This is a genomic window from Paenibacillus sp. PastM-3 (assembly GCF_029893965.1).
Classification (GTDB): domain Bacteria; phylum Bacillota; class Bacilli; order Paenibacillales; family Paenibacillaceae; genus Paenibacillus_AQ.
The window spans coordinates 24,555-45,112 of record NZ_JARXXP010000011.1 but is presented as its reverse complement, the minus strand read 5'-3'; the positions used below and the strand labels follow the sequence as shown (position 1 = coordinate 45,112).

The window sequence follows — 20,558 nt, the reverse complement described above, 5'->3', positions numbered from 1 at the left end:
ATCTCGGCTGATTTATGCAACTTTAGTTGTACAGAATGCAGTTATCCGGGTGCTGCCGCTCCTTTCAGCTACTTTTAGTTGCATAAAATGCATTTATATTGATCCGGCGTCCTCAACCTCAGCTTCAAACTACCCTCACTGTAACTCTCAGCTGACTCTGCCGAGAGCCTGGCATAACGAAAAATTTAGTAATCTATTGTACTTTGTACAACAGATTAAGCTTAAACGCGCCTGAAAATTGAATCTAATGTACTTTGTACAACAGATTCTCGGGTTTTAGGTAATTTCCCCTCATTTTTCAAAAATCAATTGTACGAAATACAATAGAATGGGTTTTTCGGTCATTTAATAAGAATTTTATTGCACAAAGTGCAATCACTTAATCGCCCCGCTGATCCGGCGGCCGGAAGTCCAAACCTTCCTTGGACTCACGGCGGAGCCCTGGATTCAGAGGATTATCAGTTTAATCCCGTCTCATCCAGATTATTGCGGTACTGGTTGGGCGTGAAGCCGGTGTATTTCTTGAATACCTGAAAAAAGTACTTTTCATCGTTGTAGCCGACCTTCATCGCGATGTCGCCGATTTTGCGGCTGCGGTCCTTGAGCAGTAGGCAGGCCTGGTCGATGCGGATTTTGTGCAGATAATCAAGGAAGTTGGTCTTGATCTGCTGCTTGAACAGCAGGCTCAGATAGCCGGGCGTAATGAACACCTCATTTGCTACAGTTTCGCGGCTGATGTCCTTATAGTAGTTTTCCTCAATATAGGCGAGAATGGACTCGAACAGCTTGTTTTTGTTCTTTTTGGCATTCAGCAGCTCATTGACCTTGACGGCAGCGGTAAGCAGCTCACTTTGGATGCCCTCGGGGTCCTCCTTGGAAATGTTGTGGATGCTGTCCTGCAGGCTCAGGCCGAAGTCGTCCATCCCGCCGGCATTTTTCTCGATATACAGCTTATACAGGGCAAAATAAAGCGCCAGCGAGCAGCTGACAATCTGTTCCTTGGAGGAAGGCAGCGCCGACATGAACGTGGCGAGACTCTCCCGGATACTGCCCGCGTCGCCGTTCATAACACTCAGCAGCACGGTTTTTTCCTGCAGAATAGGATAGGACCAGCTCCCGTGCTCAGCCGTCCGGTTATCCTGGGCATTCACAATTTTGCCCGGTCCGAGGGCGTAGTGATCGTCGAGAGCACCTATGGCCGTGCTGTAGGAAAGGTTCAGGCTGGCCAGCTGGGTGCCGGTGACGCCGATGCCGACAGAAATGCCAAGCTTGAGATAATTTTTGGCATTGGACTGAAACTCCCCGGCCAGCGCCGCCAGTTCGGTGCTGCCCAGCTCAACAGGCATGTTAAGGATAGCGATGATGTCATCCTGATGCTCAAAGCTCAGGCCGATATTCGGCTGGCAGACCGTTTCCTCACTGATATTTTTGAGCCCGTATTTCAGCAGCTCCAGCTCAAAGGCCGTGTAGCTCTTCTGCAGGGAATGGAGATTATCCAGCTGCATGACGAAGACAGCGAAATAGTCGTAGGGGAAGGAGATCCGGTTCAGCTCCAGGCTGTCCCGGATTTTGTCATAGGACACCTCCTCGGACAGCACCAGCTGGCTGAGCGTACGCTCCTTCAGCAGCGGCAGGCTCTCGCGGAAGCCTTCGGTTAACCGCTTCAGATGCGCTGTCTGCCGCTTCTCCTCCAGAATCCCACCCACTACATTAACGATCGTATCTGTGATCTCCTGGCGCCTGCTCGGCTTCAGCAGGTAGTCGGATGCGCCGAGTGCGATTGCTTTTTTAACATAATGGAAATCATTGTAGCCGCTCATAATCACCGATTTCACATGCGGGAAGTCGCGCTTTACCTGCTCAATCAGGGCCAGACCGTCCATCTCCGGCATCCGGATGTCGGCCAGCAGAATGTCCACATGGTGCTGATGCATAAGCTCAAGAGCTTCCGCGCCGTCCCCCGCCTCGGCAACGATCTCCACATCATGGCTGGCCCAGTCGATCAGCGTTCTGATCCCGGTTCTGGCCCGTTCTTCATCATCGACGATCATTAAGTTAATCATGGTTTTCCTCCAAGGGTTCTGATGTGACTGGAATGATAAGCTCTACCCGGGTACCTGCTCCGGGCTCACTTGAATACTGAATCCTGAACTGATCCTTATAATAGAGGCGGAACCGCTGGATCACATTAACTACCGCATAGCCGCCGGTATTCGCTTCCGTGTGAATATCGCCGTCCTCCTGAACATCCGTAATCTTCGCGATTGTCGCTTCATCCATGCCGATTCCGTTATCTTCGATGACAAAATGCAGATACCCGCCGTCCTGTACTCCGGTTATGCTGACTGTCCCACCTTCACGTTTGCGCTCAATGCCATGGACCAGGGCATTCTCGATAAATGGCTGCAGACTCAGCTTCAGGATAACATAGCTGTCTAAATTTTCCGGAATGTCGATGGAATAGCTGAGCTTGTCGCGGAAACGCATCTGCTGCAGGGACAGGTAGAGCTGGATCAGCTCCTTTTCCTTGGCTACGCTGGTGAAGCTTTTGCCGCGGTTCAGACTGAGCCGGAACAGCCGGGACAGATTGATGACCATTTCGCTGATTTTGTCCTGGCCGGCGCTTTCCGCCTCCCAAAAAATCGTATCCAGCATGTTATATAGAAAATGCGGATTGATCTGCGACTGCAGCGCCTTGAGCTCGGCTTCCTGTTCCTTGAGCTTCAGGACGTATACTTCATCCACCAGCGTCTTGATATTGCCGACCATCGTATTATAGCCGCGGCTTAACAGGCCAATCTCATCGCGGTAGCGGACCTCCACCTTTTCATCAAAGTGCCCGTTCTGGAACCGCCGCATGGAATACAGCAGCTGCTTGATCGGCGCAGTCAGAAAATTGGACATAACCAGCATCAGGGGTACACTCAGCAGCAGGCTCACCAGAATGGCAATAAAGACAAACAGCTTGATGGAGTTGAGCTCTTTGGTCAGTGTATCGAGCGGAACCGCATAGAGGATCTGCCAGCCGGCGTTGCTCTGTGTATACGTCAGCAGCAGGTCTTCACCGTTCAGGTTAATAATCTGCGAGCCGTCTTCATTACCGTCCCCCGCTTCGGGCAGCTGCAGCGGCTCCTGTTCATTATAAAAAGGCTTGCCGGCAGTAAGAAACGGTATGCCATTCTGATCGAGAATCACGATTCCGTGGGAGGCGTCATACAGATCCTTCAGATACCGTTTGCGGATCGTTTCGGTGTTGATGCCGACAAAGATCAGCCCGATATTCCGGCCGTTCAGCGTGCTGCGGACAATCCGGCTCATGGCGATTTTCTCATTGCGGTTCACATCGATAAAGACATTATTGGCACTGTTAAGCGGGTACCAGTAGGAGGCTCCGTTAAATTCGAGCGTCTGCTTATAAACATCACTAGCCGCAATCCGGCTGTAGCTGCCCGGACCGCTGCTGTCATCAGTGGCCACCTGATAGAGCGGCAGCTCATCCTGCCCGTAAAGGGACAGGTAATCGAAATTGCCGGTAACCAGCATCTGATTCATAATCGCCGACATCGTGCCTGAGTAGATCTGTGATTCCAGATCGACATTGTCACCGGGTTCATTTTGCAGCGCGTTCTGCACCACAGGGGAGAGGCTAAATACCGTCACCCAGTCTTTAATGCTTTTCTGCATTTCTACTATGTTACTGTCAATCAGCCGGATCACAGACAGGTTCGTTGCGCTGACCTTGTTGACAATCTGTTTTTTTGAGGTTTGAAAGGAGTACAGCCCGAGGGCCGAGGTAATCAGGGTAATCATCACAATAAAGACAATGACAATTTTTGTTTTCAGGCTGGTGTTGAAAAAAGTGTCAACCATGCTAGGCCCCCTCTATCTTCATTCCAGTATATCGTTCAGTAATATGGAGGACAATCATCCCCGGTTAACATTCGACAATCTTCAACTTTATGCACTTTTTCTCTACTCCATATTATTTAGCTAATCTTTAGGTTCAGCTTAGACAGCATTAAGATTGCTGGGGTACAGTTGTAAAAAAACAGTAATCGGCGGGCTCCGGCTGCCGGGTTGTAAACGGAGCAGGAGGAGGCAGATGAAGCAGCTGAACAAATTTTTAACGATAGGTAAGGCAATACTGCTGGTTCTGCTCATTGTATATGTGGGGTCAATGGTCGATTTTATCTTTGAACCGTTTAAATCGCTGACCGGCGTAATTCTTATTCCGGTGCTGCTGGCGGTGTTTTTCTATTATTTATTGCGGCCGCTGCTGGCGCTGATGGAGCGCTGGAAGATCAAGCGCTGGAAGCTGAAGCGGACGCAGGCCATTCTGCTGATCTATCTGGTGCTTGGCGTGCTGCTGATCGGATTTTTTGGCGGGGTTTGGCCTCCGCTGAAATCGCAGCTGCTGACACTGGTGCAGAATGCCCCGCAGCTGTTCGACGCCGTAAATGATAAAATCACAGAGCTTGAGCAGTCGGGCTTTTTCGCCAAGCTGTTCCCTGAGGATTTCAGCCTGCTGTCCCAGTTAAATGACTATTTGAGCCAGGGCTTTACTTTGCTGACCAGCTATGTGTCCGGATTGTTTTCAGCAGTGTCCAATCTGGCGATCATTCTGTTCACCTTTCCGATTCTGCTGTTCTATATGCTTAAGGAAGGGGACAAGTTCGGCAAAACCTTTGTCAAAATGGTACCCAGGCGTTTCCGGGAGCGGGCAGGCATGATTACAGGTGAAATCGATGGCGCACTGAGTAACTATATTGTGAGCAGAGTCATCATCAATCTGGCACTGGGCGTGCTGATGTATCTTGGTTTCTTAATGATCGGGCTGCCGTACGCCCTCGTACTGACCCTGATCGCCTTCATTATGAACTTTATTCCTTTTTTCGGAGCGATCATTTCCTCTATTCCGATTGTAATCATCGGCCTGACCGTTTCGCCTATGGTCGGCTTATGGTCACTCATCATTATTTTGCTTGCCCAGCAGATTCAGGATAATATCATCTCACCGCTGGTATTTGGCAAAAGCCTCGATATTCATCCGATTACAACAACGGTGCTTGTGCTGGGAGTGGGGAATTTCTTCGGGATTATCGGTATGCTGATTATTATCCCTGTGTACATGGTAATCAAGATTATATCCAGGCATACATACCAGCTGTTTCTCAAGGAGAAGTGGGAGGGACTGTAGGCATTTGAGAGTTGAAGGAGGAAGCAGAATGAATCAACCGGAAAAGGACTTAAGTTGTGCAGGAAAGCTGACGGTGTCACAGCAGGTTATATCGAAGATTGCCGGTATGGCTGTCCAGGAGGCAGAGGCGGTTCAGGCGCTTGTGGAAGGCAGTACCAAACGGAAGAAGCGTGAGGAATTTTACAAGGCGATCAAGGTGAAAATAAGCGGCAGCGAGCTGTCGGTCCAGCTCTTCCCGATTATCACCCTGGGCACACCGCTTCACCAGCTGGCCCAGCTTCTGCAGCAGAGTATCAAGAGCCGGATTGAAAGGCTGACCGGGCTGCAGGTGACAGATGTGAATGTGACGGTGGTCGGTGTTGTGGCAGCTCAGTAATGGCACTGATCATAAGCAGAACCAAAAAGCGGCAGTCCAAGGATGATGTATTCTCCTTGGCTGCCGCTTTTGCTGTGCCTGCGGTTTTATTCGGAAATAGTGAGGGTGAACACAGTTGCTTCCTGCTTGGAACTGGTCAGGACAAGGGTTCCGCCCATCCGCTCCGTATTTTTCCTGGCAATAGCCAGTCCCAGGCCAGTCCCGCCGGAGGCTGTTCTTGCTTCATCGCCCCGCACAAACGGATCAAAAATGGTCGCCCTCAGCTCTTTAGGGATGCCGACTCCATTATCGGCGATTTCAATGACTACAGCATCCGGCCTTGGAGCCAGCCCGACCCGCAGCGTCGTACCGGGCGGATTGTACTCAAGCGCATTGTCGATCAGGTTCTGGACTACCCGTGACAGCAGCTCGGGATCGAACTGGGCGTAGACATCATGGTCAGGCACCTCAAGCCGCAGGGTGAACTGCTTCTGTTCGATTTCCCCGTAGGCGCCGGCAATAATCTCACGCAGGAAATCACCGAGCTCATGACGGCCCATTTTCAGCAGAAAATCAGGAGAGTCCGTCTTGAGCAGCTCCATCATATTCTGGATCAGCCTGGTGACCTGGAAAGACTTGTTGTAAATGTAGAGCAAATATTTCCGCTGCCGCTCGGCGTCTTCAACGCGCCCTTCATACAGAGCCTGCGCGTAGCCCTGGATGCTGGTAATCGGCGTTTTGAGATCATGGGACAGATCCATAATCATCCGCTGTTTACTGTCCTCGGCCTGCTGCTTGGCAATGGTGGTCCGCTCAATCATGTCCGCCATGTAATTGAAGGTTTCGGCCATCTGTTCAAATTCCTTCTCGGCATGAACTGTCAGGCGGGTGCTGTAATTCCCCTGGATCATTTCCTTGAGTCCTTGAATAATCGTCTTCAGCGGCTTCAGAATACGGCGGGCCACAGAGTAACTGTACGTAACAACCAGCATCAGGAGCAGCATGGCGCCGAGCATAATATAGAAGGTTACGGACTGGTTGAAATAAGACATGAACGGATAGCTGTTAATCGTAATATCAATCCGGTCCCGGGGAAGCTTCAGCAGCAGCCAGCCTGCAGCCCCGTCCTGCGGATAATCTGCAAGTGAGACGTAGTAAGGCTGATCCGGATCATTCTCAAGCAGCTTGTACAGCTGCTCTTCCGAATAGCGCTGCGGATCATCCTGCTTGCTGCCGATCACCATGCGAACCGTCTTGCTGCTGTCCAGCACTTCCAGCCAGCCTTCGCTGCGCAGCAACCTGGCCGTTTCCGGACCGCTTTGCGGGTTGTCCCGATACCGGCTGGCCTGCGTCTTCAGATCCGGGTCGGCCAGCTGGTAATCCTGCAGCTTCTGGGCGACATCCAGCTGCATGAAGGCATAGGTGCCGAATATAATGATCATTACTGTAAACAGTACAATGAGCAGAAACTTCAGAAAATCAATCGCCAGCGATGCCTGCAGCGGACGCTGCTGTCTAGTTTTCCGCAGGCGCATTGATTTTGTACCCCAGTCCGCGGATCGTCTTCAGATATTCCGGCTTTTTGGAATCACGTTCAATTTTCTCGCGGATGTTGCTGATATGCACCATGATGCTGTTATCCTCGTACATGTAGAAATCCTCCCACACGGCTTCATAAATCCGCTTGCGGGTAAAGACCCGGCCCGGCTCCTCCATCATCAGCTTGAGAATTTTGTACTCAGTAGAGGTCAGCATCACAGGTTCGCCGGACACATACAGCACACACTCCTTCAAATCCAGAGTAAGCGCGCCCAGCACCAGCTGCTTCACTTCAGGCTCCGGCGGAAGTGCAGACACATCAAAATGATGGACCCGGCGCAGCAGGGCGTTGACCCTGGCTACCACCTCCAGCGGATTGAAGGGCTTGGCGATGTAGTCGTCGGCACCAAGCTCAAGCCCGAGAATTTTGTCATGATCCTGGCTTTTGGCCGATAGGAACAGTACAGGGAAGTGGTGCGATCCGCGAATGCTCTTCAGCAGCTGCAGCCCGTCCATCCCCGGCATCATAATATCGAGTATCGCCAGATCGACAGACTGCTCCCTGATTTTTTGCTGGGCTTCCACACCGGAAGAAGCGCTCAGAATATGGTAGTCTTTTTCAAGATAAAGCTGCAGTAATTCAACAATTTCAGGCTCGTCATCAGCAATCAGTATCGTATATATAATCCATCACCCCTGGCCAGTATAGCGGTCTAATCTTTATCTATTCTAAATCAAATCTAAGGTTTGGATAAAGTTTTAGCCGGCGGCTATCCGCCGAGCACCTCTTTTCTCAGGTTCAGCAGCCACTCTGCCGATTGTTTCATATACGCCAGCTGATCCTGCGCGCCGAAATGCTCGATGACAAAGGTGTCGTCATAACCGCTTGTGAGCAAGTAAGTAACAAGCTCTTTCATCGGGATACAGCCGCCTCCCGCAGGGGTCGCATACATGGCCCGGCCGTCAACCGTCAGCTTCGGCTCCTCACCCGGGTGAACCTCAAACGTCCGGTCCTTACAGTGGACATAGCCGATATAAGGCTTGCACCGGCTGTATGCTTCCAGCACATCTTCTCCGCTGTACAGAAAATTCCCGGTATCAAAGAAGCAGGACAGCTCCGGTATTTCCTCTACAAAAGACAGCAGCTGCGCTGTTGTAGCAAACGGTGCCCTGGAATCATCGAAATCTTCCATCCCGACGGTAATACCGAGCGTCTTGGCAGATGCGCACATGGCAGCTACGGCGTCCTTCATTGACCGGACACATTGCTGATATTCCCTAGAATCCGGGTCCTGCTCATGCTCCTCGAGAAAGCCCGGAATAACCAGCACACGCGAAGCCCCGGCCCGGCTGGCCATAGACAGAAAGGAGGTAATCTGTTCCTCTCTTACTTCACTGCTGGTGATGTGCCCAAAGTCAAAAAATCCGTACATGCAGCTTACCGTCAGCCCGGTCTTCGTACGCAGGGTCAGGATAGAGTCTTCCTCTGCCTTAAAGCGGTCTGCGTCCATCTCCAGCGCGTTAATGCCGAAGCTTTTGACGAGTGTACAGATTTCCTCCAGGCTCATGCCGCTCTGGTCGGCTGCTTCACGGATATGCTCATAGAATACAGATAGTTTCATCGCTGTTTCTCCTTGTGTGGTATGAATGGGTTTTAGAGTTAAATCGCTTTCATACATGGCACCAGCGGGTTTCTTCTATTAATCTTCTTAAATCTATGCTCCTGCCAAAGCGTTGTCAACAAGCGGGTGGACAGCCTTGGCCGGATTCCTGTCATATTGTTACCGGAAAGGATATACAATGCAAAGGGGTGGAAATAAAGCGGTTTCGTTAATGGAGATCCTGCTGTTACAACGATTTCAAGGCACGTTACGCGCGGCGTGTATTGAAATAAGCAGCTATCCGAAAACTTTAGGAGGAATATGATGCGTAGAAGGAAATGGGCAGCGCTGTTTATGACACTGGCACTACTGATTACGTTATTCCCGGCAGGAAAAGCGGCTGAAGCCGCAACAAGCTGGAATCTGGTGTGGAGCGATGAATTCAACGGAACGTCGCTGAATACGGCGGACTGGACTGCCGAGATCGGTACCGGCAGCAGCGGCTGGGGCAATAACGAGCTGCAGTATTATACGAACCGTTCGCAGAACCTGCAGGTGACGGGCGGCAATCTGGTCATTACAGCCCAGAAGGAATCGTATAACAGCAGCAGCTACACCTCGGCCCGGATCAAGACGCAGGGGAAAAAGAGCTTCACCTACGGTAAAATCGAAGCCCGGATGAAGCTGCCTTCAGGCCAGGGCATCTGGCCGGCTTTCTGGATGCTCGGCTCCAATATCGATACAATCGGTTGGCCGAAAAGCGGTGAGATCGACATTATGGAGCGGGTGAATAACAATACTTATGTTAACGGTACCGTTCATTGGGATGCAAACGGCCACGCCGAGTACGGCAAGGTGTCGGGCAATCTCGATTTCTCGCAGTATCATGTGTACAGCGTCGAGTGGGATGCCAAATACATCAGATGGTACGTAGACGGCAGCCTGTTTAATGAGTTTTATATTGAAAATAACACCGGCAACACAGAGGAATTCCAGAAGCCCTTCTTCCTACTGCTGAATCTAGCCGTGGGCGGCAACTGGCCGGGCAGCCCGAATGCCTCGACTGCCTTCCCGGCACAGATGCTGGTGGATTATGTACGGGTCTATCAGGCGGCTTCATCGGCCAGCATAGTCAGCGGGGGCGTATACACCTTTGCCTCCAAGGCAAGCGGTAAGGTAATGGATGTGGTGGACGTATCCACGGCGGCCGGAGCCAAAATCCACCAATGGACCAATTATACTGCTGCTAACCAGCAGTTCCGGGTAGACAGCACGGGTGACGGATACTACAAGCTTACAGCGGTACACAGCGGCAAGGTGCTTGATGTTCCGAATTCCTCCACAGCTACGGGCGTTCAATTGCAGCAGTGGAACGATAACGGGACGGATGCGCAGAGATGGCGGATTGTTGATGTTGGCGGAGGCTACTACAAGCTGATTTCCAAGGTGAGCGGCCTGGCGGTGGATGTATCCGGCGCCTCAACGGCTGACGGTGCGGCTGTGCAGCAGTGGAGCGATAACGGAACGGATGCGCAGAAATGGGCATTGACCAAGGTAAACTGACGAAGTTTTAGGGAAAAGGGTGCTGTTTTGTTGGAAGTTTCGCCCGTTTTAGCGGCAGCAGGCCTGTTTACGAAAAAACACACCGAAAGGTGTGTTTTTCTCTGTTTATTCGGCTGTCTATTAAACGGATATTTTCGTTTTTTCTTTGCGCGGCCAGAGGAAATATGAGCCCGCGATCAGCAGATCAATGCCGACAACGATTGTCCAGAGGCCGAGAATACTCTGCAATGCTTCTGTACGGGACGGGACATCAATCCAGACAATCAGACCGTAAAGGAGCCCGGCTCCCAGCAGAAAAGCTAACAGATGCAGCAGCCAGCTTTTGAAGTAATGCAGCGCATGGTCACGGCCGGTACGTTTGAGCGGGGGCGGGCCCTGCTTGGTGACATAATAACGAAAGCGTTCGTCTGCCCAGCGGATCATGCTTTTGCCAAAAACAACAGAAACAGAAATGTAGACGGCCGCGAGTGCATGGGCAACGGTAGCCGTTGCACCGTTAGACAGGTCAACTCCTGCAATAACCAGCAGAACAAGATCAAGCAGCGGAGTCAGCGCAAGGAAGAAGAAGCCCAGCCGCTTGCGTTTAAAGAGGTAACGTACGCTCAGACCGGTAACAATGACAACCCAAAACAGGATTTCGCAGGCAACAATGGCCCATGCTACAACATTCATTTTGCACCTCACATACGCAAATAGATTATGGGAATAAATGTAGAACAGGATTAATTAAGGAGATTATAACAGCAGGATTTAAATAATACAACTGTATTATTTAAATTGCAGCGGAAAGTTGCAGTATGCTACAATACAGACATGCCCAAATTAGTCGATCATTCAGAGCGGAAATCACATATTGCCGAAGCTACCTGGCGTGTCATCCTGAAAGAGGGCATGAAGGGGGCTACGGTACGCAAAATCGCGCAGGAGGCTGGCGTATCGCTTGGGGCCCTGCGTCATTATTTCACCACACAGCATGAGCTGCTTGCTTTTGCCATGAAGCTTGTCAGCGACCGGGCCAATACCCGGATCAAAGGTGTTATTGCACTGGGGCTGCCGCCAAAAGAGCTCGTAACCAGGGTGCTTATGGAGCTGCTTCCTTTAGACGAAAATTCAATGGCGGAAATGGAGGTCTGGTTCGCGTTTGTGTTTCATCTTAAGTATGCGGGGGAGGATTATGGCGGGCTGAACGATGGCATTTACCCGGGGATCGTCAATCTGCTTGGCCATCTGGAGGAGAAAAGCCTGCTGCGGGAGGAGCTGGATATGAACATCGAAGCAGAGCGACTGTACGCGCTGCTTGACGGCTTGGCTCTGCACGCGCTGCTCGAGCCCAAGCGCCTTGACAGAGAGCGGATTCTTCGCGTGTTGCACAGCCACATGGATTCGATCTGCAGGGAGTAGGGTAGCGTAGCCGGTGCGGCGGGAGAAAACGGCAGGCAAAGGGAAAAATCCCTTTGTTCTGGCTGGAAACGGTCGGGAGGAAGGAATCAAAGGGAAAAATCCCATTAAAGGGGCAGAAGTTGCCCCGTCCGGGCCGAAATAGAGGGAATATTCCCTCTAAGTGGGCCAAGGTTGCCTGGATCATCTACACTTAGTTGGACATAAAAAATAAGGGCTTGTAGAATAAACCTATCCACACGGACCGTGGCAGTGAGTTTAAAAATGAAACGATGGACGAGCTGTTACTAACCTTTGAAGTCGGACGCTCCCTCAGCAAAAAGGCTTGTCCCTATGACAATGCCGTGGCCGAAGCGACATACAAAGTCATAAAATCCGAGTTCGTTAACCAAATGGAATTCCATAGTCTTCGGCACTGGGAAATCGAACTATACGATTACATCAATTGGTTCAACAAGCACCGTATTCATGGCACATTGGGTTGCTTGACGCCTATTAAGTATCACCAAGAAGCGCTTAAAAAAGTTGTCTGATTTACTGTTGACAATCCAGAGAGAGAAATCAAAGGGAAAAATCCCTTTGATAGAGGCGAAAACGAGCGAGAGGAAGAAACTGTTACTTAAATCCCCCCCCCCCGCTGGCCCCATATCACTACGTATAAAGCACCACGCACCACGCGCACCACGCACTATGCACCACACACCACGCACCTATCTGGCTCAATATCCCATCCTCAATATCTCATCCTCAATATCTCATCCCTAATATCCCACTTTCATCTGCACTCCCGCCGTCGTCAGCAATACCCAAACCCAAGTATAGTAAAGCACTTGTCCTGGTCGCCGTCTGCCATGGTGATTTCCACCGTATGCTCGCCGCTCGTCTCCTGATGGTAGACAATGACTGCATTGCAGTGGGTCCAGTTGTTCTCGTGCGGGTCGGCGGTGAGCACAGGCTTGCCGTCCACGCAGATTTCGGCTTGGCCGAAGCTTGCGCTGCCGGAATCCTTGAACACCAGAATGAGGATTTTACTGGTTATTGTCAGCTTGAAAGGCTCAGGTCCGGCTCCCTCCGGACGCATCCAGTTATAAGGGAACTCCGGCGTTCCGTGCGGATTGTCATCCAGCTCTACCATCTGCAGGTCCATGTCAGATTCTGTGAAGCTGCCCGGTTCGATCCGCACGTTACTTAAGGCATGTGAGCGGTCCAGCAGGCGTATTCCCGTAAAGTCATTCCCGATGGCCGGGGGCACGTTAAGGTCAATATCTTCAGCATCTGCCGGCGCTTCAGCGGCCCGGATAAACAGATGGAGCAGGCAATCCGCCATGACCCGGTGCCCGTCGCCGGTTGGATGATAGATATCGTAGAAAAACTGTCTTTTCGAGATCGTATTTCCACTGGCCTTGGTCAGCTTGAACTGCTCTGTCACAGCATCTTTTATACTGACCATCGGGAGGTTGTAGCGGAGTCCGACAGGGGAGAGCCGCTCCTGAAGGTTCCAGTCATTCACAAAAACACTGAACAGCAGCACGACCGCAGGCTTGTTACCGGCTGACAGAATCTTCAGACACAGGCTTTCATAGCAGTTGCCCCTGGTTTCATCCCCCGCGTCGTTGACGGCAAATTCGACAATAACGATATCCGGCTGGACAGCACCGTCTCTGAGCACATCGCGTTCATAGCGGATAATTCCAAGCTCGGACGGTGTGCCGCCGACCCCGGCTTTGATAAAATGAACATTCCCGCCTCCGTCTTTACCGTACAGCGCTTTAAATCCCAGATAGGACTGATAGGCATAACATTCACTATGGATCGGTTTGGCTCCCGCACCCTGGGTAATGGAGCCTCCGATATAGGCAATCGTAACATCTTCTCCGCGGGAGGCTTTGTCTATGGCTGCTTTCAGCCGCATATTATTTCCCGGGTGCATCAGGGAGCGCGCGATCATCTCCCGGTACTGCTCCGAACCGAAGGGTACCGGCGTTTCCGGGGTCAGCTCAGGTGCCGTATACCCGTCATTCAGATAGAAAATAATACTCGCCACCGCCAGGCTGCCCGCCTCTTCAAACTCAAAAGCAAATTTGCCGGGGACGTCATCGTCTGCCGACCATTCAATCTGATCCAGCTGCAAAATAAGCTCAGTCCCGTCCGCCGGACAGGGGACCTGGAGACAGGTGCCGGATGTAAATTTGTCTGTTTTTCCCCAGTTCTGCAGCAGAAATGAGACCCCGCCCCGGCCATCCTCCATTTTTACCGATATACCGATGCTATGGACGAGCTTGCGGAATCCCGCACAGGTTCCCAGCAGGGCCAGCATATGCCCGTCCTCTACACCGCCAATATATTTGGCCTTATCAATCAGATAGCTGCCTTCCAGATAAACCTCCTGAGAGGGCTTGCCTGAGGCCCGTGCCGTAGCTTCAATCTGGGTTTCAAACAGCACAAAAAATCCGCTTCTGCGCTCAGCAGGGTCTTCAGGAGCTCTGGGTCCAGGGCCGGTGGTGTAGCTGTCTGTTGAGCTTAATGAATCTGACATGTAACGATCATCCTCACGGCTGATATTTTGAAGGCGCTTACCATTTGTGATCGGGCATAAGGGGCATGTGCGCCATACAATGCCTGCATTTTATCAGAATTCGGTCTTCCCTGAAATGGATATCCGCTCGATTTGAGCTCTTTTATGAAATTCATATCGGTTAATTACAAGAAGTATCCGGTTTATACATGGCTGCTGTAACCGCTTAACTTATATAATGTGCCTGGATAGCCCAAAAAGCCGACACGGAAGGAAGAGGAATCAATGATCGTTGTGGAGCAGGGAACAGCAGCAGGAATTTATCTTGACGCAGCAGCAGAAGAGGATGACGGCTTGCGCAGGGTCGCGGAGTCTTTTGCCGCAGATATAGAGCTGGTAACCAGCACAAGGCCGAAAATAGTCACTGAACCAAGGCAGCTGGGCAGCACCGCTATAGTTATAGGAACCGCTGACAGAAGCCGGCTGATCGATGAGTGGATTGCCGCGGGAAAGGTGGATGTATCCGCCATTCAAGGTAAACGGGAATGCTACAGAATTCAGCGGATTGAGCATCCGGTTGACGGGGTGCAGCAGGTGCTGGTTATCGCGGGCAGCGACAAACGGGGGACTATCTACGGAACCTATGCTGTCTCTGAAATGATGGGAGTGAGCCCGTGGGTTTATTTTGCCGATGTAATGCCTGAGCGAAGAACACTGCTGGACCTGCCGGACTCTAAGCTGGATGTCAGCTCCAAAGAGCCTTCAGTTAAATACCGGGGATTTTTTCTGAATGATGACTGGCCTTCTCTCGGTTCCTGGGTAACCGGGGCGTTCGGGGATTTCAACGAAGCTTTCTACGAAAAGATCTTTGAGCTGCTTCTCAGGCTGAAGGGCAATTATCTCTGGCCGGCCATGTGGAGCGCTGAGTTCAGTGTGAACGGGAAGAGCCATCCGCTTGCGAATGCAGAGCTTGCCAGAGAATACGGCATCATCATGGGAACCTCGCATCACGAGCCCCTGTTCCGGGCCGGCAGTGAATGGCAGAGGGTGTATAAGGATTACGGGACAAGCAACCTGTGGGATTTTGCCCGGAACCGGGAGGCGATTACCGCGTTCTGGGAGGACGGCATCAGGCGGAACAAAGATTTTCCGAACCTGATTACGCTGGGTATGCGGGGGGAAAGTGATTCCGAGCTGGAAGGCAGCGACCACTACAATATCGAACTGCTGAAGGATATTATCCTCACGCAAAAAGAAATGCTTAAACGGTATGGGCTTGATCAGGCACCGCAGGTACTGGCCGTCTATAAAGAAGTGGAGAAATACTGGTACGGCACAGCTGACACGGAGGGGCTGAAGGACTGGGCGGTGCTCGACGATGTGACGATTCTGCTCTCCGATGATAACTTCGGCAACCTGCGCAAAATTCCGGCAGGGCAGGAGCAGCAGCGCAGCGCCGGCTGGGGGATGTACTATCATCTGGATTATCACGGTGGTCCGCATTCCTATGAATGGGTGAATACGACGCCGCTGGAGAAGATCTGGGAGCAGATGAGTATGGCTTTTGATTACGGCATCCGGGATGTGTGGATTGTTAATGTCGGAGATTTGAAGCCGATGGAGCTGCCCGTATCTTACTTTCTGGATTTGGCTTATGATTTCGAAGCCTGGGGAACTGCCGCGATGAACAAGACAACAGAATATACAGAGCGGTGGGTGCGGAAGCAGTTCGGCCATGCAGCGGATGAAGCGGCTGTGTGCGGAATTGCCGGGATACTGGCAGATTACACAAGGATGAACGGGCGGCGCAAGCCGGAAATTATCCGGCCGGATACCTTCAGTTTCGTGCATTACAATGAGGCACGGCGGTTGCTGGAGCAGGCTGGCAAGCTTGTGGAGACTGCTGATCACTATAGAAGGCTTATCCCGGAGCAGCTGCAGGATGCTTATTTTCAGCTTGTCTATTTTCCCGCTGCGGCTTCGGCTAACGTCCTGCAAATGCAAGTGTATGCCGGGCTTAGCCGGCTCTATGCAGAGCGGGGGAGCGTTCTTGCAAATACGTATGCAGGGCTGACTGCAGAAGCTGTCGAACGGGATAAACAGCTGGAGCAGACGTATAACAACGGAATCTCCGGTGGAAAATGGCGGGGCATGATGAGCTCGGCGCATGTCGGCTACATCAACTGGGATGCGGCAGGGTGGAGTTATCCCCAGGCGGCTGCCGTGGTACCGGTAAAAGGACCGCTTATGATCGTCGATGTGCAGGGCACGGAGCAAGGGTATACTTCAGGAACAGCGGCCCTGCCGGTGTTTACGAATCTGCAGAGGGAGACTTATACCATTACGGTCAGCAACGGCGGAGACGCGGGATTTGCCTACGAGGTGGCCGGAAGTAGAGACTGGATCAATCTGGATCGGAGCTGCGGCTGGACTGAGACAGGAGAGGCGATTACCGTATCGGTTGACTGGGATAAGGTGCAGGGGGCGTGCAGCGGCGATATTGTCATTAGCGGAACCGGGGGAACAATAACCGTCAGTGCAGAGATAGACTGGATTGATCTGAGCGGAGTGCCGCGGGGGACCTTTGTTGAAACGCATCATGTTATATCCATTGAGGCGGAGCATACCGTTAATCGCATTTCGGCAGACGGGGTGGAATGGAAGACGATCAGCAGCTACGGAAGAACCTTATCATCTGTCAAAATGTACCCGGACACTGTATCCTTCAGTGAACCGGAGCGATCGCCTTACCTGGAGTACCGGGTATTCATCCGGCAGGACGGCGAATACAGCCTGACGGCCTACGCTGCACCGACGAATCACCTCTCGCCGGTCAGCGGCTTGAAGTATGCAGCGGGCTTTGACGGTCTCAATCCTGTCATCGCCGATGCTCTGCCTCCAGGCTTTGAGGGCGGCAATCATGATAACGGGCCCTGGTGCCGGGCAGTAATGCATAATATCCATGTTACGTCCACCACCCACACCCTTTCAAAAGGTATCCGTACACTGCGTTTCTATGGACTGGATGCCGGACTTGTGCTGCAAAAGCTGGTGCTGTCCGCCGGACCCCTGCCGTATTCCTATCTCGGGCCGGAGGAAAGCTATATTACTTCAGCAGAGCTGACGGAGGATAGCCTTTGATCTCTTTGAATACATTGCTGAAGTAGGCGGCATCCCGGTAGCCGCAGTGGGCGGCGACTTCGGAGACATTGAAGCCGCCGGCCGACAGCAGCATCTCGGCATTATTGACCCGCACCCGGTTGATGTATTCCTTCAGGGCCACCCCGGTGTTCTGCTTGAACAGCTTGCCCATATATTCGGGGTTTAGCCCGGCTGGTGCAGCAAGCTCGCGGATCGTGATTTCTTCCGCATAGTGATCCATGATATAAGCGGCAGCTTTTTGAATCCGGGGATCTACGAGCGGGGCAAGCTGATGGTGGGCGATACTAAGCAGACGGTAGATAATATGCTGAAAAACGGCTCTGGCCTTCATCCGGTAGAGAGGCTGCTTGCCCATCCAGACATGGGAGAATTCGCGGATATCGTCCAGAACCTCCTTGGTCCGCCAGTTGCGGGTCACCGTCTGAAAGGGGAGCTGCACTTCATTGTGCCCGCCCAGCCAAAAGAAGTTAAACGCATAGGAATGCATCGGCGCTTCTTTGAAGGTATGAGCTTCACGGATGCTGCCCGCAGGAGCATACAGCAGATCACCGGCCTCTACGGTGAACTTGTCACCGTTGATATAATAGTTGGCCCTGCCTTCAACGATAAAGGTGAGATCATGAAAGTCGATGGTGCTCCGGCCGATTCCCCAGCCTTCAAAGCATCTGCGGTCAACAAACAGAAAAACATCCGGCACCAGCTGCTCGTACTGATTGATATCCATGCTTGACTAGCCTCCTTCTGCTAAATCATAGCATTCCTTTTCCAGCTTTTTCAATTCTAAAAAGCCGCTGGCACCCGCCTGCCGATAGCGTTTCTGCCCGGATTCAATAAATGATAGCATAGCAGACAGGGCAGCAATCCGGCTTAACGGGAGCTGCCCTGCTGCTGTTTAGTTGAAGGCTGGCCCAGGGCATTCTCTTATGCAAATGGGGCATCCGATAGCTGGATGCACTGGGTCGGACAGCTGTCTATTGCATCCTGCAGCTCCTCCTGCAGCTCCTCGGCGATAGCAGTAACTCCGCGGTTGTTGTCCCCTGCAAAAATGACTGAAGCAATTCCGCTGTCATCCAGATCAAAGATATCCGGAGCCGCCGAATTACAGGCACCGCAGGCGATGCATTCCTCCTGATTAACACTGGCGAATGTGAACATTTTCTCAAGCCTCCTTATGACTTGTAAAGACAATTTAATGTTTTGCCTAGTGGGATGTATATGTAATAAAGCGCTTTATATGCCTGGATATGCCGGGAACCCGCTGTTGTGGCCATTCTTTTGTGACGTCTTTGTTGACGGATCGGATGAGAAGATACCAATCCGCAGGTAAACTGGAGTATTGGGGCCAATGTCTGCTAGAATAAGGGTATCTGCATTTATGAAGTTGGCATTATACATATTTAAAGGAGAAATGAATGTGAACGAGAAGCTGAAGCAGGCCTATGAACGGTTAGGTTTATCTGAAAACGTATCCAGGGAAGAGATCAATAAACGCTTTGACCTGCTGCTCAAACGGCGGAAATCGAAAGCTCAGGATGAGGAGCGTTCGGCGCCGGAGGAGGATTTTCAGGCGTTCAAGTTTATTCTGGACACTCTGGACAAGCAGGAGATTGATGAAGCCGAGCAGCAGCGGCTGGCTAAATACGGCAAATTCTCAGGTACGGCCAGCAAGTGGGAACGGTTCTTCCGTCTGTACCGGACGCATGTCATCGTATCGGTGATCGCGGTAATTGTGCTTGCCTTTGCCGGGAACGCCATTTATAACAACTGGCAGCACCGGAAGTACCTGGCTTCCCTGCCGCCGCTGGATGCCAAGATCATGTTCCTGGGTAATTTCGGCGTGAAGGATCCCAACGGCCAGACGGCCGATCTGGATGCCGCTATTATTGCGCAGTATCCGGAGTGGAAGCGGGTGGAGAGCAATATGATCTACCTGCCAAGAACCGGTGAGGGCGCAGACTCCTTCGATATGAACTATATGCAAAAAGCGGTCGTGGAACTGGCGGCGAACCATCCTGATATTATTATTCTGGACGAGGCTACACTGGAATGGATCGGCGGGCAGGACGGCTTTCAGGATCTGAGCGCTATTGTAGAGAGCGGGAGTGTGGATAAGGATGACCCGCGGCTGAAATGGGGAACCAATCCGGAGAGCGGGCAGGAAGAGCTGTATGGCGTGGATATTACGGATTCAGCCTTTGTAGCTGCATTGCCGGTTAATAAGGCTGAGGATGAGAATATGATCATTGGAGTCCTTGGAGTGGATGAAGCCAAGGATAAAGCCATTCCATTCATTGAGCATATTGCCGGCGGAAAATAATAAGATTCGAAAAAACCGTGTACCCACTAATCGGGTACACGGTTTTTTAGCAGACAATCAATGGCTCTTCCATTCAGGGCTTGTCCTATTTCTCCAGTCGGTAACCGCCGTGGAATACAGGTCCGACATACTGGTTGAAGGCATAGCCGCTACGGATTGCGGCAGAGACGAAGTCTTTAGCCTTGGCCACAGCTTCATGTACCGTCAGACCGTTGGCCAGTCCGCCGGTGATCGCCGCAGCAAATGTGCAGCCAGCACCGTGGTTGTAAGCCGGCTCGATCTTCGCCGTTTCCAGAACGGTATATTCCGCGCCGTCGAAGAAGACATCGATCGCCAGATCGCCGCCGAGCGCCTTGCCGCCTTTTACGACGACATTTTTGGTTCCCAGTTTGTGTATCAGGCGGGCTGCTTCCTTCATACCTTCAAGGGTTGTGAGCTTGCCCAGTCCGGACAGCACCCCGGCTTCGAACAGGTTGGGCGTAGCTACTGTTGCCAGCGGCAGCAGCAGATCGCGGATTGCATTGGCACTCTCAGGATTCAATACTTCATCTTCGCCTTTGCAGACCATAACAGGGTCAATGACTACATTTGTCTGCAGGTTGTCTTTAATCGCTTTTTCAGCGACGTGGACGATTTCGACACTGCCCAGCATGCCTGTCTTCATGGCATCGACCGGACCGCCGGCAAAGACCGTCTTGAGCTGCTCGGCTACGATTGCAGCGTCGACCGGGTAAACGTTGTGGTGCCATCCGTTATCCGGGTCCATTGTAACGATAGTGGTTAATGCGCTGAAGCCGTAAGTACCATATTCCTCAAAGGTTTTGAGATCAGCCTGGATGCCTGCGCCACCGCTGGAGTCACTACCGGCTATAGTTAGGGTTTTAACGATTTTTGACAAGGCGAACGTCTCC

17 protein-coding genes are annotated in these 20,558 nt (G+C 51.9%); 7 read left to right on the top strand and 10 right to left on the bottom strand.

Annotated features, from left to right (window positions below; all coding sequences use genetic code 11):
* Positions 1–458: 458 nt before the first annotated feature.
* Both M2108_RS16615 and M2108_RS16610 read right to left on the bottom strand, forming a co-directional pair.
* A complete protein-coding gene (locus tag M2108_RS16615; protein ID WP_277470504.1) occupies positions 459–2,063 on the bottom strand; it encodes a response regulator transcription factor in 1,605 nt (534 codons plus the stop codon).
* Complete coding sequence (locus tag M2108_RS16610; protein WP_277470503.1) at positions 2,056–3,870, bottom strand: sensor histidine kinase; 1,815 nt, start codon at positions 3,868–3,870, stop codon at positions 2,056–2,058. The genes M2108_RS16615 and M2108_RS16610 overlap by 8 nt, the downstream gene beginning before the upstream one ends.
* 232 nt (positions 3,871–4,102) lie before the next feature.
* Between M2108_RS16610 and M2108_RS16605 the strand changes: the two genes are divergently transcribed.
* Positions 4,103–5,197: an AI-2E family transporter gene (locus tag M2108_RS16605; protein ID WP_277470502.1), complete on the top strand. Its 1,095-nt coding sequence runs from the start codon at positions 4,103–4,105 to the stop codon at positions 5,195–5,197.
* Positions 5,198–5,225: 28 nt separating this feature from the next.
* A complete protein-coding gene (locus M2108_RS16600; RefSeq protein WP_277470501.1) occupies positions 5,226–5,573 on the top strand; it encodes an Asp23/Gls24 family envelope stress response protein in 348 nt (115 codons plus the stop codon).
* An 86-nt stretch (positions 5,574–5,659) separates the two neighbouring features.
* Here M2108_RS16600 and M2108_RS16595 read toward each other — a convergent pair whose 3' ends face one another.
* The 3 genes from M2108_RS16595 to M2108_RS16585 form a co-directional block, all read right to left on the bottom strand.
* Complete coding sequence (locus M2108_RS16595) at positions 5,660–7,087, bottom strand: sensor histidine kinase (RefSeq protein ID WP_277470500.1); 1,428 nt, start codon at positions 7,085–7,087, stop codon at positions 5,660–5,662.
* The gene (locus M2108_RS16590) at positions 7,068–7,778 is read right to left on the bottom strand and encodes a response regulator transcription factor (protein WP_277470614.1); all 711 of its coding nucleotides are present in this window, start codon (positions 7,776–7,778) and stop codon (positions 7,068–7,070) included. Before M2108_RS16590 ends, M2108_RS16595 begins: the two co-directional genes overlap by 20 nt.
* Before the next feature lie 83 nt (positions 7,779–7,861).
* Complete coding sequence (locus tag M2108_RS16585) at positions 7,862–8,713, bottom strand: sugar phosphate isomerase/epimerase family protein (RefSeq protein ID WP_277470499.1); 852 nt, start codon at positions 8,711–8,713, stop codon at positions 7,862–7,864.
* Between the two features lie 303 nt (positions 8,714–9,016).
* Between M2108_RS16585 and M2108_RS16580 the strand changes: the two genes are divergently transcribed.
* Positions 9,017–10,255 carry an RICIN domain-containing protein gene (locus tag M2108_RS16580; protein ID WP_481856919.1) on the top strand — a complete coding sequence of 413 codons (1,239 nt, stop codon included), beginning with the start codon at positions 9,017–9,019 and terminating at the stop codon, positions 10,253–10,255.
* Positions 10,256–10,375: 120 nt separating this feature from the next.
* Here M2108_RS16580 and M2108_RS16575 read toward each other — a convergent pair whose 3' ends face one another.
* Positions 10,376–10,927, bottom strand: coding sequence for a hypothetical protein (locus M2108_RS16575; protein WP_277470497.1), 552 nt, complete (start codon positions 10,925–10,927; stop codon positions 10,376–10,378).
* A 141-nt stretch (positions 10,928–11,068) separates the two neighbouring features.
* Between M2108_RS16575 and M2108_RS16570 the strand changes: the two genes are divergently transcribed.
* Both M2108_RS16570 and M2108_RS31620 read left to right on the top strand, forming a co-directional pair.
* The gene (locus M2108_RS16570; RefSeq protein ID WP_277470496.1) at positions 11,069–11,656 is read left to right on the top strand and encodes a TetR/AcrR family transcriptional regulator; all 588 of its coding nucleotides are present in this window, start codon (positions 11,069–11,071) and stop codon (positions 11,654–11,656) included.
* A gap of 269 nt (positions 11,657–11,925) precedes the next feature.
* A complete protein-coding gene (locus tag M2108_RS31620) occupies positions 11,926–12,186 on the top strand; it encodes an IS3 family transposase (RefSeq protein WP_277470495.1) in 261 nt (86 codons plus the stop codon).
* A 263-nt stretch (positions 12,187–12,449) separates the two neighbouring features.
* On the opposite strand, the gene M2108_RS16565 is transcribed toward M2108_RS31620, so the two are convergent.
* Entirely contained in the window at positions 12,450–14,189 is a 1,740-nt protein-coding gene (locus tag M2108_RS16565; RefSeq protein ID WP_277470494.1) for an SGNH/GDSL hydrolase family protein, read from the bottom strand.
* A gap of 264 nt (positions 14,190–14,453) precedes the next feature.
* Between M2108_RS16565 and M2108_RS16560 the strand changes: the two genes are divergently transcribed.
* Positions 14,454–17,309, top strand: a complete 2,856-nt coding sequence (locus M2108_RS16560) for a glycosyl hydrolase 115 family protein (RefSeq protein ID WP_277470493.1) — start codon at positions 14,454–14,456, stop codon at positions 17,307–17,309.
* Here M2108_RS16560 and M2108_RS16555 read toward each other — a convergent pair.
* Entirely contained in the window at positions 17,275–18,054 is a 780-nt protein-coding gene (locus M2108_RS16555; protein ID WP_277470491.1) for a helix-turn-helix transcriptional regulator, read from the bottom strand. The genes M2108_RS16560 and M2108_RS16555 overlap by 35 nt on opposite strands.
* A 197-nt stretch (positions 18,055–18,251) precedes the next feature.
* Positions 18,252–18,485 carry a ferredoxin gene (locus tag M2108_RS16550; protein ID WP_090711524.1) on the bottom strand — a complete coding sequence of 78 codons (234 nt, stop codon included), beginning with the start codon at positions 18,483–18,485 and terminating at the stop codon, positions 18,252–18,254.
* A 259-nt stretch (positions 18,486–18,744) separates the two neighbouring features.
* On the opposite strand from M2108_RS16550, the gene M2108_RS16545 reads away from it, so the two are divergent.
* Positions 18,745–19,647, top strand: coding sequence for a hypothetical protein (locus M2108_RS16545; protein ID WP_277470490.1), 903 nt, complete (start codon positions 18,745–18,747; stop codon positions 19,645–19,647).
* 85 nt (positions 19,648–19,732) lie between these two features.
* Here the strand turns inward: M2108_RS16545 and thiD are convergent, their stop codons facing one another.
* Positions 19,733–20,545 carry a bifunctional hydroxymethylpyrimidine kinase/phosphomethylpyrimidine kinase gene (gene thiD, locus M2108_RS16540; RefSeq protein WP_277470489.1) on the bottom strand — a complete coding sequence of 271 codons (813 nt, stop codon included), beginning with the start codon at positions 20,543–20,545 and terminating at the stop codon, positions 19,733–19,735.
* Between the last annotated feature and the right edge of the window lie 13 nt (positions 20,546–20,558).